General features: G+C 63.3%; 19 protein-coding genes. 9 read left to right on the top strand and 10 right to left on the bottom strand.

All coding sequences use genetic code 11. From position 1 onward, the window contains the following. Positions 1–72: 72 nt before the first annotated feature. The 4 genes from AC1DXM_RS07945 to AC1DXM_RS07960 all read left to right on the top strand — a co-directional run bounded on the left by AC1DXM_RS07945 (position 73) and on the right by AC1DXM_RS07960 (position 2,806). Complete coding sequence (locus AC1DXM_RS07945) at positions 73–942, top strand: NAD(P)-dependent oxidoreductase (protein ID WP_477232570.1); 870 nt, start codon at positions 73–75, stop codon at positions 940–942. 5 nt (positions 943–947) lie between these two features. Next, a complete protein-coding gene (locus tag AC1DXM_RS07950) occupies positions 948–1,652 on the top strand; it encodes a DNA alkylation repair protein (protein ID WP_477232571.1) in 705 nt (234 codons plus the stop codon). 25 nt (positions 1,653–1,677) lie between these two features. Beyond that, entirely contained in the window at positions 1,678–2,172 is a 495-nt protein-coding gene (locus AC1DXM_RS07955) for a GNAT family N-acetyltransferase (protein ID WP_477232572.1), read from the top strand. A 64-nt stretch (positions 2,173–2,236) separates the two neighbouring features. Then, a complete protein-coding gene (locus AC1DXM_RS07960) occupies positions 2,237–2,806 on the top strand; it encodes a DUF3299 domain-containing protein (RefSeq protein WP_477232573.1) in 570 nt (189 codons plus the stop codon). 11 nt (positions 2,807–2,817) lie between these two features. Here the strand turns inward: AC1DXM_RS07960 and AC1DXM_RS07965 are convergent, their stop codons facing one another. The 4 genes from AC1DXM_RS07965 to AC1DXM_RS07980 form a co-directional block, all read right to left on the bottom strand. Beyond that, entirely contained in the window at positions 2,818–3,309 is a 492-nt protein-coding gene (locus AC1DXM_RS07965; RefSeq protein WP_006333679.1) for an Lrp/AsnC family transcriptional regulator, read from the bottom strand. Positions 3,310–3,453: 144 nt separating this feature from the next. Then, entirely contained in the window at positions 3,454–4,071 is a 618-nt protein-coding gene (locus AC1DXM_RS07970) for a uracil-DNA glycosylase family protein (RefSeq protein WP_203278297.1), read from the bottom strand. A gap of 1 nt (position 4,072) precedes the next feature. Beyond that, complete coding sequence (locus AC1DXM_RS07975; RefSeq protein ID WP_477232574.1) at positions 4,073–4,684, bottom strand: glutathione S-transferase; 612 nt, start codon at positions 4,682–4,684, stop codon at positions 4,073–4,075. A gap of 28 nt (positions 4,685–4,712) precedes the next feature. Continuing rightward, positions 4,713–5,348 (bottom strand): thermonuclease family protein, encoded by a 636-nt coding sequence (locus tag AC1DXM_RS07980; RefSeq protein WP_477232575.1) that lies wholly within the window; start codon positions 5,346–5,348, stop codon positions 4,713–4,715. Between the two features lie 75 nt (positions 5,349–5,423). Here AC1DXM_RS07980 and AC1DXM_RS07985 point away from each other — a divergent pair, with 75 nt between their 5' ends. Next, positions 5,424–6,944 carry a sensor histidine kinase gene (locus AC1DXM_RS07985; RefSeq protein ID WP_477232576.1) on the top strand — a complete coding sequence of 507 codons (1,521 nt, stop codon included), beginning with the start codon at positions 5,424–5,426 and terminating at the stop codon, positions 6,942–6,944. Positions 6,945–6,954: 10 nt separating this feature from the next. Here AC1DXM_RS07985 and AC1DXM_RS07990 read toward each other — a convergent pair whose 3' ends face one another. Then, positions 6,955–7,953, bottom strand: a complete 999-nt coding sequence (locus tag AC1DXM_RS07990; protein WP_477232577.1) for a nicotinate-nucleotide--dimethylbenzimidazole phosphoribosyltransferase — start codon at positions 7,951–7,953, stop codon at positions 6,955–6,957. A 199-nt stretch (positions 7,954–8,152) separates the two neighbouring features. Between AC1DXM_RS07990 and AC1DXM_RS07995 the strand changes: the two genes are divergently transcribed. Next, positions 8,153–8,386, top strand: coding sequence for a DUF1289 domain-containing protein (locus AC1DXM_RS07995; protein ID WP_477232944.1), 234 nt, complete (start codon positions 8,153–8,155; stop codon positions 8,384–8,386). 13 nt (positions 8,387–8,399) lie between these two features. Continuing rightward, positions 8,400–9,104, top strand: coding sequence for a TIGR02281 family clan AA aspartic protease (locus AC1DXM_RS08000; protein WP_477232578.1), 705 nt, complete (start codon positions 8,400–8,402; stop codon positions 9,102–9,104). Positions 9,105–9,109: 5 nt separating this feature from the next. On the opposite strand, the gene dusA is transcribed toward AC1DXM_RS08000, so the two are convergent. Then, entirely contained in the window at positions 9,110–10,111 is a 1,002-nt protein-coding gene (gene dusA / locus AC1DXM_RS08005) for a tRNA dihydrouridine(20/20a) synthase DusA (RefSeq protein ID WP_477232579.1), read from the bottom strand. Positions 10,112–10,388: 277 nt separating this feature from the next. Here dusA and AC1DXM_RS08010 point away from each other — a divergent pair, with 277 nt between their 5' ends. Beyond that, positions 10,389–11,378 carry a DUF2332 domain-containing protein gene (locus tag AC1DXM_RS08010; RefSeq protein ID WP_477232580.1) on the top strand — a complete coding sequence of 330 codons (990 nt, stop codon included), beginning with the start codon at positions 10,389–10,391 and terminating at the stop codon, positions 11,376–11,378. A 45-nt stretch (positions 11,379–11,423) separates the two neighbouring features. On the opposite strand, the gene AC1DXM_RS08015 is transcribed toward AC1DXM_RS08010, so the two are convergent. From AC1DXM_RS08015 to AC1DXM_RS08030, 4 genes are all read right to left on the bottom strand, one after another. Further along, positions 11,424–11,639, bottom strand: a complete 216-nt coding sequence (locus AC1DXM_RS08015; RefSeq protein ID WP_477232581.1) for a hypothetical protein — start codon at positions 11,637–11,639, stop codon at positions 11,424–11,426. A gap of 132 nt (positions 11,640–11,771) precedes the next feature. Beyond that, entirely contained in the window at positions 11,772–11,909 is a 138-nt protein-coding gene (locus tag AC1DXM_RS08020) for a hypothetical protein (protein ID WP_477232582.1), read from the bottom strand. Between the two features lie 296 nt (positions 11,910–12,205). Next, entirely contained in the window at positions 12,206–12,364 is a 159-nt protein-coding gene (locus AC1DXM_RS08025; RefSeq protein ID WP_162712116.1) for a hypothetical protein, read from the bottom strand. Between the two features lie 174 nt (positions 12,365–12,538). Continuing rightward, positions 12,539–12,841: a DUF982 domain-containing protein gene (locus AC1DXM_RS08030; RefSeq protein WP_477232583.1), complete on the bottom strand. Its 303-nt coding sequence runs from the start codon at positions 12,839–12,841 to the stop codon at positions 12,539–12,541. Positions 12,842–13,034: 193 nt separating this feature from the next. Here AC1DXM_RS08030 and AC1DXM_RS08035 point away from each other — a divergent pair, with 193 nt between their 5' ends. Beyond that, complete coding sequence (locus AC1DXM_RS08035; RefSeq protein ID WP_477232584.1) at positions 13,035–14,096, top strand: glycosyltransferase family 4 protein; 1,062 nt, start codon at positions 13,035–13,037, stop codon at positions 14,094–14,096. Positions 14,097–14,106: the final 10 nt, after the last annotated feature.

A 14,106-nucleotide genomic window follows, 5' to 3' on the forward strand; every position in this document is an offset into this window, starting at 1 on the left:
CGTCTTGACGAATTGAGTGCAGGGCCTAGAGAGCTTTCCCAACAATTCCGTTTCCATCTGAAGGGCAAACCTATGGCATCTGTGGCATTTCTCGGTCTTGGCGTGATGGGGTATCCCATGGCCGGGCACCTCAGGAACAAAGGCGGCCACGAGGTCACCGTCTACAACCGCACCGCGGCGAAGGCCGAGCAATGGGTGGCCCAGCATGGCGGCAAGCTTGCCCTGACGCCGGCCGAGGCAGCCGAGGGCCAGGATTTCGTCTTCTCCTGCGTCGGCAATGACGACGATCTGCGCTCGGTGACGACCGGAGCCAACGGCGCCTTCGCCGCGATGAAGAAAGGTTCGGTGTTCATCGACAACACCACCGCATCTGCAGAGGTGGCGCGAGAACTGGCCGACGCCGCGAAAAAGGCCGGCTTTTCCTTCCTTGACGCGCCGGTTTCCGGCGGCCAGGCGGGCGCGGAAAACGGCGTGCTGACCGTCATGGTCGGCGGTGAGCAGGACGCCTACGACAAGGCCAAACCGGTCATCGACGCTTTTGCCCGCATGGTCGGGCTGATGGGGTCGTCGGGCGCCGGCCAGCTCACCAAGATGATCAACCAGATCTGCATCGCCGGGCTGGTTCAGGGCCTGTCCGAAGGCATTCATTTCGGCAAGAAGGCCGGGCTCGACATCGAGAAGGTGATCGAGGTGCTCTCCAAGGGTGCTGCCGGTTCCTGGCAGATGGAGAACCGCCACAAGACGATGAATGCCGGCAAATATGATTTCGGCTTTGCCGTCGACTGGATGCGCAAGGACCTCGGCATCTGCCTCGACGAAGCCGACCGCAATGGCGCCAAACTGCCGGTGACGGCGCTTGTCGACCAGTTCTACAAGGATGTGCAGGCGATGGGCGGCAAGCGCTGGGATACGTCTTCGCTGCTGGCACGCCTGGAAAAATAGGCGGGATGGTCGACCTTTCGCCCCAATCCAGCGCCGACGAGATCGTCGCGCATTTGCGGTCGATCGGCTCGGAGGACAATCGCCGCGGCATGCTGCGCTATGGCATCAAGATCGAACGGGCGCTCGGCATTTCGCATGGCATGCAGCGGCAGATTGCCAAAAAGATCAAGCGCAACCACGAACGCGCCTTCGAGCTTTGGCAGACCGGCATCATGGAGGCGCAGTTCATCGCCTCCGTCACGGCCGACCCGAAGCGGATTTCCGCTGCGGATGCAAGGCAATGGGCGGCGTCCTTCGATTCCTGGGATATCGTTGACGGCGTCTCCGATCTCTTCGTCGACACGGACGCTTGGAAGGAACTGATCGAGGAGTTCGCGGCGGACGAGCGGGAATTCGTTCGACGCACGGCTTTTGCCATGATGGCCTGGTCTGTCGTGCACCGGAAGCAAGAGCCAGCAGCGACGTTCCTCGGCTTCCTGCCGATCATTGAAGCGCATGCCACCGACAGCCGCAATTTCGTGAAGAAGGCTGTAAACTGGGCGCTTCGTTCGATCGGCAAGCGATCGGTGGAGATGCACGGCGCTGCCCTTGCCGTGGCCGAACGCCTGGCGCAGTCGACGGACAAGACGGCACGCTGGAATGGCAAGGACGCAGTCAGGGAGCTGACCAATGCCAAGACGCTCGAGCGGATCGCCGCCAGAAAAGCCTGACCTGGGCAAACTCCGGTTCACTGAGGTGACGCGGAAAACCCGCGCCGATTTCGAAAACCTGTTCGAGGCGCCGGGCGGACCCAAATATTGTTGGTGCATGGCCTGGCGCCATTCCAGCCGCGAGCATGTCGAGAATGATGAGAAGAAGCGCATGATGATGGCGTCTATCGAGGCCGGCACGCCGGTCGGTATTCTGGCCGAGCTTGATGGCAAGACCGTCGGCTGGTGCTCGATCGCGCCGCGCCAGACCTACCGCAAACTGTCGCCGCAACAGGACGATGCCGAGACGGATATCTGGTCGATCGTCTGCTTCTATGTGCCGAGAGTGCTGCGCGGCGGCGGGCTGGCGGCTGCCCTGCTCGACGCTGCCGTCGACCATGCCTTTGCCAAGGGTGCGCGCACCGTCGAGGCCTATCCGGTCGACCAGGCATCGCCGAGCTATACCTTCATGGGTTTTCGCGACATGTTCGCCGCTCGCGGGTTCCACGAGATCGGCATGGCGGCTCTCGCAGACATGTGATGCAGCTCGAGCGTTGACGCAATCGGCCACGGCGTCTTTACTCCCAGCACAAAGGAAGCGGCCGATGAGCAGACATCTCAAACCGACCATGGCGCTTGCAGCCGCGCTGCTGGCATCCACTACCTTTGATGCCTCGGCACAGACCGCGCACATCTTCTGGAAGGATCTGCGGCCGGCAACGCAGGCGGTTGCCGAAGATGCCGGCCTGCCGATGATCGCGGCAAAACTGCCCGATCATGGCGAGACGCTGTCGCTCAACCTCCAGGACAAGACCGTTCAATTAGCCGGCTATGCATTGCCTGTCGACCGCGATGGCGACCTCGTCTACCAGTTCCTGCTGGTGCCGTGGACAGGCGCCTGCAGCCACATGCCAACGCCGCCGCCGAACCAGATCGTGCTGGTCACGCCGGCCCATCCCTACAAGATGTCGAAGGCCTATGAGTCGGTTGCCGTCACCGGCGCTTTGCAGCCCGGCATGGAGAAGAGCCAGCTGTTCATTCTCGACGGCGTCAGCATCATCCAGTCGGGTTACACCGTGCGCAAAGCCGAGGTGGTGGCTGTCGACAACGTGCCGGATACGATCACGCTGCCGGTCAACTCGCCCTGGACTTTTCTCAACAAAAAGAAGAACTAGCGGGTTTAGCCTTAAGCCGCGTTGGCCCCGGATTCCTTGTCCAGCACCATGTAGTCGAGCGGCATTTCGGTCGTGTACTTGATCTGCTCCATAGCGAAGGACGACGACACGTCGCGGATCTCGATCTTGGCAATCAGCCGCTTGTAGAAGGCATCATAGGCGGCGATGTCGGGCACAACCACGCGCAGGAGATAATCGACGTCGCCGCTCATGCGGTAGAATTCGACCACTTCGGGAAATTCCTGGATGACTTCGGAGAAGCGCCGCAGCCATTCATGGCTGTGCGAATTGGTGCGGATCGACACGAAGACGGTGACGCGCACATTGACCTTTTCGTGGTCGAGAATGGCGACGCGCCGCTTGATGACGCCCTCTTCCTCGAGCTTCTGGATGCGGCGCCAGCACGGCGTCGTCGACAGGCCGACCTTCTTGGCGACATCGGCAACCGCGAGCGTCGCGTCCTCCTGCAGGAGGCGGAGAATTTTTCTGTCGAGGCGATCCATTGAGATGCTCCCTGGTGCAGGCCGCGTTCCCTGGGGCGCGACGCGCTTTGGGAATAGATTGGCTATACTCCCTCTTATTTCGGCCTTTCACAAGAAAGAAATTCTGCCGAATGGCATAAAAGCGAGTGATATCTTGCTTAAAGCTTAAGCAATGCGATAGCGGATTTCCGATCTCAGGAAGGGCAGCAAATCCATTTCAAACCATGGATTCTGCTTCAGCCAGCCGGAGTTGCGCCACGATGGATGCGGCAGCGGCAGCACTTTCGGGCTGGCCGGCGCGTCCCAGATGGCGCGCCAGTCCATCACGGTTTCGGTCAGCGACGGCCGCCTTGCTTCACCCATATGCCAGGACTGCGCGTAGGAGCCGATGGTCAGAACAAGATCGATCTGCGGCATCAGCGCCATCAGTTGCGCGCGCCAGGCCGGCGCGCATTCGCGGCGCGGCGGCAGGTCGCTGCCCTTGGCGTCCTGGCCGGGAAAGCAGAAGCCCATCGGCACGATGGCGAATTTCTCGGTGTCGTAGAATTCGTCGGCGCTAACCGCCAACCAGCTTCGCAAGCGGTCGCCGGACGCGTCGGTGAACGGCATGCCGGACACATGCACCTTGGTGCCCGGCGCCTGGCCGGCGAGCAGGATGCGGGCGCTGGACGACGGCAGCAGCACCGGGCGCGGCTCGTGCGGCAGCGGCCGTCCCACAGGATTGTCGATGCAGATGCGGCAGGCGCGGACCGTTGCCGTCAGGCGTTCGAGCTCTGCCTCCATCTCAGGCGGATGCGCTCGGCCGGCTGGTGACGGCGCCGTACCAGCGCAGCACGTTGGCACACTCGTCCGGCACCTTGATGCGCGCCGGTTTCATGAAATCGATGGCGATCATCCCGGTGATGTCGGCGATCGAATAGACATCGCCGGCGGCGAATTCCCGCTTCACCAGTTCGGCGTCGAGCAGGTGCAGGAATTCGAGCGCTTTCGCCTTGTTGGCCTCGCCCCATTCGGGGATCTGCGGAATTTCCCATTCCTTCATCGCCGGATGGATGTGGCGAAAGGCCTGGGCGACGCAGCTGAGCAGGTTCAACTCCATGCGCCGTTGCCACATCTCGACCTGCGCCTTGCCAAGCGCACCTCGTCCGAACAGCGCCGGCTCGGGGTGCAATTCCTCGAAATAACGGCAGATGGCGACGGATTCGGTGAGGATGGTGCCGTCGTCGAGCTCGAGCACCGGCAGCCGCTGCAGCGGGTTGCGTGAGCTGACCGGCTCCTGTTTGTGCCCCATGGCACCCATGTCGACCGGCACCAGCGGCACCTCGATGCCTTTCTCGGCGAGGAAGACCCGCACACGCCGCGGATTGGGGGCGCGGCCACCGTCGAACAGTTTCATCTCAATCCTCCCGGTCTGGTCCTTCAAACTATAATGCGCGTGCCCAGAAGCGAAACATCTCGCGCAAGGCGTCACCGAGCGAAGCCAGCGTGCCGTGCCGTCTTTCGACCGGGCCTTCGTGGTGGCTTTCGCGCCAGTCCTGCGGCTGGTCGAATGTGCCGGCCCAGATGCCGGCCTTGCCGGCGCGGGCAACGGCCTGCTCGGTTTCGTAGTCGCCATAGGCGATGGCCCAGCCGGCCTCGACCTGGGCCCGGTTCAAATCCTCGCCGCCGGCCTTGCAGTCGCCGAGCAGGCGGCCGTAACGATCGCGCTGCCAGCCGCTGCAGGTCACCGGATTGCCCGATATCAGCCGCACCAGCGCCTGCCGCGCCAGCCTGCCGCAGGCATAGTCGGCGCCGTCCTTGCGGCAGATCTGCTGGTATTCGGGAGCATCGATGCCGCGCATACGGATGCGTTCAGTGCCAAGGGTCAGTGAATCCCCGTCATTGACGATCGCGCTCCCTTCAGCCTTGCGCGTTTCGAACCGGTCGAGCCGCGCGGCGAGCAGGATCAATAGGCCCAGCAGGATGATCGTCAGCCCATAATCCAGCAGCTTGCGCCACCGGCTTCGCGGTGGCGGCGGATAGTATCGCCGGCGCGGCCTTGGCGACCACGAACGGCTCATATGGCAAACAGTCTCTTAATCATTCGAACGTAGCTTAACGAATTGAGATCGCTGCGCGCATAAATTGAAGTTTCCATGCCTCTGCTACGCTCGAACACAGCGGATAAATTCATTGTGGACCGCAGGAAACCGCACCGCAACAGCGATGTGGCGCGCGCGGTGCGCAGGACACGCGACCGTCTTTCGCAACAGGTCGGCAATCTCGACTTCGATCGCGAGCTGCTGAGGCTGCATGCCCGCGCCATGGTGGGGGGTGCGACCGTCATTCCGCTGTTGGTGCTGGCGATCGCGGCGACCGGGCTTCTGGCCGGCATGGACAAGCAGATCAGCATCTGGGCGCTGTTCACGCTGATCTGCTATTCGATCGTTGCCTTCATGGCGCGGCGCGTCGAGCGCACCGAAGCCGCCGAACTCGACCCTTTTCGGGCACGCCGCGATTTCCTGATCGGCCATTCGCTATGCGGTCTCGGCTGGGCCTGGTTCGCCTGGCTCGGCTGCGCCTCCTGCCAGATCGATTATTTCCCGGTGATCAAGGCGATGGTGCTGCTGCTGGCGATGGCAGCGACCGCCATTACCGCGTCGTCCTTGCGCAGCGCGCTGCTCGCCACCTTCGTCATTCCGGTGGCGGTCTATGCCTATGCCGAATCAAAACTGTGGATGTCGGTCGAGACGATGATGGCCGCACTGCTGGTCGCGGCTCTGCCGTTCTTCGCCTACTTCGCGCGTCATCTCAACCAATCGTCGCTGATGTTGTTGTCGTTTCGCTCCGAAAAGGATGCGTTGCTCGCCGAAGTAGAGACGGCAAAATCGATGTCGGACGAAGCCCGTCGGCGGGCCGAAGACGCCAACCTGGCGAAGTCGCGCTTTCTCGCCTCGATGAGCCATGAGCTGAGAACACCGCTCAACGCCATTCTCGGTTTTTCCGAGGTGATGGCCAATGAGGTGCTGGGGCCGATGAGCAACCCAACCTATCGCGACTACGCCCGCGACGTGCACGATTCCGGCCAGCACCTGCTCGACCTGATCAACGAGATTCTCGACCTGTCGCGCATCGAGGCCGGCCGCTACCAGCTCAACGAGGAGCCGGTGATGCTGCTCAACATCGCTGAGGATTGCTGCCACATGATGGAGTTGAAGGCGCGCAACAAGGACATTCGCATCGTCCAGGATTTTGAAAGCGCGCTTCCGCGCCTGTTCGCCGACGAGCGCGCGGTGCGGCAGATCATCCTCAACCTTTTGTCCAACGCCATAAAATTCACCGCCACCGGCGGCGAAGTTCGTGTGCGCGTCGGCTGGACGGCGGGCGGCGGCCAATACATCTCGGTCAAGGACAACGGGCCGGGCATTCCGGAGGACGAAATCCCGATCGTGCTGTCCGCCTTCGGTCAGGGCTCGATCGCCATCAAGAGCGCCGAACAGGGCACGGGGCTCGGGCTGCCGATCGTGCAGGGCCTGCTCGCCATGCATGGCGGCGAATTCGAACTTCTTTCCAAATTGCGCGAAGGCACCGAGGCGATCGCCATCTTCCCGCTCAGCCGGGTGATGGAGGAATTGCCGGCGCTGCCGACCAAGGCGGTCGCGGCGCGGCGGCGCTAGCGGCCTGTTTCTAGGCTTTGACCGCGGCAGCCATGCCCGAACTGGTGAGCGCCGCGGCCTTGACCAGGCCGGCGGCAAGGGCCGCCCCTACCCCCTCGCCGTGACCGACACTGAGGTCAAGCAGCGGCCTGAGGCCGAGCCGCTCGGCGGCAAGCCTCTGGCCAGGCTCCGGCGACAGGCTGGCCAGCAAGCAATGGTCGAGTGCCGCGGGATTGGCGGCGTGCAGGACGGCAGCACTGGCGGTCGCGGCAAAGCCGTCGAGCAGCACCGGGATCTTCTGCATCCGGGCAGCGATGATGGCGCCGGCAATGGCGGCGAATTCGCGGCCACCGACCCGGCGCAGTGCCTCCAGCGGATCCCTGAGAGCAGCACCATGGAAGGCAAGGGCGGCGTCGACCACGTCAGCCTTGCGCGCCTGCATGGCCGCGTCTGCACCCGATCCCGGACCGACCCAGTCGGCGCCGCTGCCGCCGAACAAGGCCGCGCACAAGGCGGCCGCAACGGTGGAATTGCCGACGCCGAGATCGCCGAGGCAAATCAGATCGGCGCCGCCGGCAATCGCTTCCATGCCGAAGGCCATGGTGGCGGCGCAGCCGCGCTCGTCGAGGGCCGCGTCCTCGGTGATATCGGCGGTCGCAATGTGCAGCGCCAGGTCGAATACCTTGAGGCCGAGATCGTTGGCGATGCAGACCTGGTTGATCGAAGCACCGCCGGCAGCGCAAAGCTCGACGGCGTTGGCGGTCGCCGCAACAGTGCGCGGCGAAATGCCGTGACGAGTGACGCCGTGGTTGCCGGCGAAAATCGCCACCAGGGGCCGGTTCACCGCCGGCGGCGCGCGGCCGCTCCAGGCGGCAAGCCAGGCCGCGATGTCCTCGATGCGGCCGAGCGAACCTGCCGGCTTGTCGGCCCTGGCAAACAGCGTGCGCACGCGCGCCTCGGCCGCCTCGTCGGCCGGCGGCAGGTTCGCCAGCAGATCACGGAAATCGTCGAAAGGCAGTGCGCTGGTCATGACGTCGGTGCTCGTCTCCAAGATTGCCAAGCGGCATAGCCGCCTTGCCCGGCCGGCACAACCGTCAAGCCGCAATACCGGGCCGTGCCGCAAAAGCGGCTGCCGGCGGCGAAATCCGAAGGGCTTGCATTGGCTTTGCCGTTGCACCATGTGGAAGCGGGACAAGGGATTCCGCGGACGGGATCCTCGAGAGAACATCATGACGGCCATCGAATCTCCGTGCATCCTGGTCTGTTCGATCGACATGAAAACCGGCTTCTGCTTCGGTTGCGGCCGCACGCGCGATGAAATCGGCGCCTGGATGGGTATGACGCCGGAAACCCGCCGCGACGTCATGGCCGAATTGCCGGCCCGGCTGGAGACGGTCGAACGCCGGCCGCGCCGGGAAACACGCCGCAGCCGCATGGCGCGCGAGCGCGACGTCCTCTCGTGAAACGGCAGGTCCAATGAACCGACTGTTCTGGATCGTGATGGCGGCAATCGGCGTCGGGCTGGTGCTGCTGATGATCAACAACGACGCCGGCAGCACGTTCGGCATCGAGAATTACGATTTCAGCCGGCTGGTCTGGCTGGGCGCGATCGGCTTGCTGGTCAGCGCCGGCCTGATTCGATCCGGCAGGCCGCTCGGCGCCATGGCCCGCAATCTCGGCACCTGGGCCGCGATCGTGCTGGCGCTCGTCGCCGGCTACCAGTATCGCTACGAGTTGCAGGATTTCGCCAGCCGGGTGACGGCGGGCCTCGTTCCCGGCAGCCCGTTGGCGCTGGGCGTCGAAGACGGCCATGCCACGGTGACCCTGGACAAGGCCGACAGCGGCCATTTCGAAGCCCGCATCACGATCAACGGCGCGCCCATCCGCACCGTGGTCGATACCGGCGCGACCAGCACGGTGCTCACCGCCGAAGACGCGCAGGCGGCAGGCTTCAATCCTGCGGCACTGAGCTTCACCATCGCGGTCTCGACTGCCAACGGCATGGCGCGCGCTGCTTCGGTGCGAACCGACGAACTGGCGATCGGCGGCATCGTGCGCAAGAACATGCAGGTCATGGTCGCCGCACCGGGCGCGCTCAGCCAGAGCCTGCTCGGTATGAATTTTATCGGGTCGCTATCGGGTTTCGACGTGCGCGGCGATCGAATGATTTTGCGCGACTGAACCGCCTAGGCGGCCTGTTCGGCGCGGTCGAAATCAACAGCAGCAAACGCTGCCTTGAGCACATCCGGCCCCGCGCCAGGCCTCGTCGCATCGGTCGACAAAATCTGCCGAAAGCGGCGCGCGCCAGGCAGACCGTGGAACAGGCCGACCATGTGGCGGGTGACGTGGCCGAGCCGCCCACCCTGCTCGATATGGCGCGCGGCGTATTCCGCCATCGTGTCGATCAGCGAGGCAAAATCGAAAGCGCCGGGTTCATCCCCATAAAACGCAGCATCGACGCCGGCCAGAATGCCCGGCGTGTGGTAGGCGGCGCGGCCAAGCATCGCGCCATCAACATGGTCGAGGTGGCGAGCAGCCTCGTCGAGCGATTGAATGCCGCCATTGATGCCAATGAATTTGTTGTATTTTCCGACCTTCAGGCGATAGACCCTGTCATAGTCGAGGGGCGGGATGTCGCGATTTTCCTTCGGGCTCAACCCCTCCAGCCAGGCTTTGCGCGCATGCACCCAAAGCGCATCGGCGCCGGCCGTGAAGACGCCGTCGGCCAGCGCGTTGAGCGCAGGCTCGGGGTCCTGCTCGTCGACACCGATGCGGCATTTTACAGTAACCGGGATCTTCACCGCCACCTTCATCGCTGCCACACTATCGGCGACGAGGTGCGGCACCTTCATCAGGCAAGCGCCGAACGTGCCGGACTGGACGCGGTCCGACGGGCAGCCGACATTGAGGTTGATCTCGTCATAGCCGAATGCCTCGCCGATGCGCGCCGCCTCGGCCAGCTTCTGCGGATCGGAGCCGCCGAGCTGGAGCGCCACCGGATGTTCGGTTTCGTCAAAGCCAAGCAGCCGTTCGCGCGCGCCATGGATGACGGCATCCGCCACCACCATCTCGGTGTAGAGCAGTGCACGGCGCGTCAGCTGGCGATGGAAGAACCGGCAATGCCGGTCGGTCCAGTCCATCATGGGTGCGACCGAAATCCGGACGCTTTTGTAGTTGCTATCTTGCATTCGTGGTGACTTCGCCGCTGCTACTTGCCGGTCACATAGGCGATTTCGTGGTGTTTTCCTACCCTCAACGCCGCGTCCGCCTCAGGCAGGTTAAGGCCCGGATTAGCGCGAGCTTTGTCGAGGTAGCTGTAGACGCCGACGGCGACCGCACACCACGCAACGGTTAGATAGGCGACCGCGGGAGGTCCGCAGGGGTCAAGCTTGCGCCGTGCCTCGCTCCAATCAGATCCGTGGATGGTGTACTGTGACGAGACGTCGGGACCGAGGATCAGCAGATATGGACAAGGAGGGCTTGGCCGAGATCTCAGCTCGATATGTTCACTTCGCCGATACGGAAGCTCGCGGCCGCTCGCCGCTCTACGAAGCGTTGGCTCGTGCGGTCGCTGAGGACTGGGAGACGCTCGACTTCCTGTCGACCCTCCCGGACCTAAAGCGGCAACCGAACCTTCTGCTTGCCGCGGTGCGTCACCTGTTCGGCACTCCGACAGGGTGGGCCGAATTTCGGCAGGCGCTCCTGGCGCATCTCCACGCTGTCCGCTCTCTCATGCTGGAGCGCTCGACCCAGACCAATGAGCCGGGAAGGTGCGCCACGCTGCTCCCCGTCCTGTCGCGTTTGCCGCAGCCGCTGGCTCTCATCGAGGTCGGCACCTCCGCAGGGCTCTGCCTCATGCCCGACCTCTATGGCTATGACTACGGACGCAAGGCGATCCGCGCACCCACGATGGCCTCGGAGCCACCTGTCTTCCGATGCTTGGCCAGCGAGACGACGCCATTGCCGGCGGCCTTGCCGCAAGTCGTTTGGCGAGCGGGATTGGACCTGAACCCGATCGATGCTTCGGACGATATGCAAGTCGCATGGCTTGAGACACTGGTCTGGCCGGAACAGACAGCACGGCTCGCCAATCTGCGGGCGGCGCTAAAGATTGCCGCCACAGTCAAACCTCGAGTGGTGAAGGGCGACCTGCGCGGGAGCGACCTCGTGCAACTCTGCAGCGAAGCGCCAAAGGACGCTACGCTCGTCATCTTTCACACAGCCGTCCTCGACTATGTCTCCGACCCTGGTGACAGAGAAGCTTTCGCCGAGCAGGCGATGCGTCTCGCTCCTTATTGGGTATCGAACGAGTTCCCACGCGTATTCCCGTCCATCGCCACACGCGCCGGTACAAGCCGGCCACCAGGCCGCTTTCTCCTATCTGCGAACGGCTCCCCTGTAGCTTGGACCGATCCGCATGGCGCCTCGCTCGAGTGGATCACGGACGAGGTGTAGGCGGCTGATCGGGACCGGCTGCTACAAGCGGCCGGCAGCTGAGGGTCACGTTCTTGCCGACAACGCCTTCGACAGCATAGCAATCAAAAGACCGAATGTTTCGCGCTCATCGGGCGCGTGATCGGGATTGACTTCGGTCACCGTCAGCGCGCGCCAGTTCGGAGCCGCGACCAACGGTGCAAGCACCGTTGAAAGCGCGTCGAAGCTCAAGCCGTCGCAGCGTCGAACATTCTCCGCGATCGGCAAATCGGTGAAGCTCAACACATCGACGTCGAGATGGATGAGAAGCCGGTCGTAGCGCACGCACCTTCAAGCGCCGGCGCCTACGCGCCGGGGCAGGAGAAGGCCCCAGCTACCTTCCGGCGGCATGGGCTGGTCCCGGCATTGACGCGATCAGGCCGGCGCGTGGATGACCGTGGAGACATACCAGGCTTCCGCTGGCGGCTGGACCCGCAACGGCCCAAGGCCATGAATGTCGACGCTGTCCGTCGGGTGGCAGCCGCCAATGAGGCAGAGGTTGCGAACCATCATCACAACTCCTGTGTTCAATGACGGTGTGCCTTATTCTACGAGATATGGCGCAATCAGTTCTCGGGACAAGCTTGCCCGTCAGCCCCAGCTCCGAGCCTGCGTACAAGAGCAAATAGGCGCCTGCTGGACCTTATTCGAGAACGCCTCGACGGTAGCCCAGCGGATTCGCTGCGTCGCAGCGAAATTCATGAACGTCCGGTTACGCCGTGGGACAGACTTGATCATGGAGGCGTCCGCTCACGATCGGGGGTTCGAGTCGGAAGAGGGATACCGCCAATCAGACAGACGGGAACGGCTCAATTCGAGCGTCTGTCGACATAGGTGTAGACGCCGGCCCCGATAGCGACCGCGCCGACCGTGATCACGATCGATGGTGCGCCCATCAAACTGGCGAGGACCGCCCAGACAAGGGCGATGACGATAGCGCCGAGTGTTCCCAGGATCAGTCTCGGCAACGTCTGCCCCCACGTGCGGACCGTCCGCGGATTGGACATCAACCACCGGTCACGCGCAGCATGAAAGCACAGTATAGCCCGTGAAGTGAAGGGCCGGGGCGGGAATAGGCTGGTGCGAGAAACGGCGGCCCGAGCCACTACGGCGCAGGCGTTCAATCACAAAATGACCGGACCCTAACGTCTCAGCGCGTGGACTTCGGCCATGCTTTCGCCGCCCATTGGCAGCGCCATGTCGTCGTCGAGCAGGCGGGTGATACGGGCAAAACCGGTGAAGGCCTTCCTTGCCTCCTCAGGTGACATCCGGCCCGACAGGGCGGCGGAGCAGCAATTCAGGGCACATTGATACACAGGCCCACGCCGACCCGCCGGCCATTTCTGCAGAAAGACCATCGCTTCGGCAACGCTATCGACTTCCTCGACGGGGTGTCCCTGCCCGCGCGCAATGCGCACCGGCGTAAAGAAACGCAAGCGGTCCATTTTTGTTCTCTCCCTGGTCGGCCGCAGTGCGAACCAACCCTAATGAATTCGCGAACAGCGAGTTGGTTCCCGCTTCTTGCAAAAAAACTTGCGCGGATTGACTTGGGATTGTTGGCGGCCGGATTTTATCCGGAACGTTACGCCCGCTGGCGCATTTCGCTCCCGTGTTCGCCTTTGAGGGACAGTCCAAATCATGCGCATAGCCCACGTCGCCCCCCTGCACGAATCCGTGCCGCCCAGGCTCTATGGCGGCACCGAGCGGATCGTTTCCTATCTCACCGAAGGGCTGGTCGAACTCGGCCATGAAGTGACCTTGTTCGCCAGCGGCGACAGCCACACATCCGCCAGGCTGGTTCCGGGCCGCGAACGCGCGCTGCGCCTCGATCCGCGCCCGCTCAAGTCGGACACCGCGGCGCATATCGCGATGCTGGCAGATGTGAGGAACCGAGCTCAGAACTTTGATATCATTCATTTTCACCTCAGCCACTTCCTGCATTTTTCGTTCTTCGAGCATATGCCGGACAAAACGGTGACGACGCCACACGGCCGGCTCGACTATGTCGATCTGGCGCCGGCCTATGAGCGCTTCCCACGCTTTCCCCTGATTTCGATCTCGCGCAGCCAGAGAAGCGGGCTTGCCAACGCCAATTGGCTGGCGACCATCCATCACGGACTGCCGATCGGCCTCTACCAGCCGACCTTCGAGCCGGCGGCCGACGAACCATATCTTGCCTTTCTCGGCCGGCTGTCGCGCGATAAGCGGCCGGACCGGGCGATCGACATCGCCTTGCGCTCGGGCATGAAGCTCAAGCTGGCGGCCAAGATCGGCGATGACGACCGCGCCTATTTCCACGAGACGATCGAACCGCTGATCGACGGCGACCGCATCGATTATGTCGGTGAGATCGCCGAGGACGAAAAGGCTGAATTCCTCGGCAATGCCGCCGGGCTCCTGTTTCCGATCGACTGGCCCGAGCCGTTCGGCCTTGCCGCGATCGAGGCGATGGCCTGCGGTACGCCAACCATCGGTTGGAACTGCGGTGCATTGCCGGAAGTCATCGACCATGGCGTTACCGGCTTTATCGTCGATTCACTCGACGGCGCGGTCGCCGCGGTGCCGGCCTTGCTGCAGCTCGACCGGCGAAAGGTGCGCGCCGTTTTCGAAAAGCGGTTCTCCGCCAACAGGATGGCCCGTGACTATCTCTCTGCCTATGCGCGCCTGATCGGCAATTCAGCTGAAAAGAGAGCGTCTTGAACGACGGCGG

It is taken from the genome of Mesorhizobium sp. P3_A2 (genome assembly GCF_056403115.1).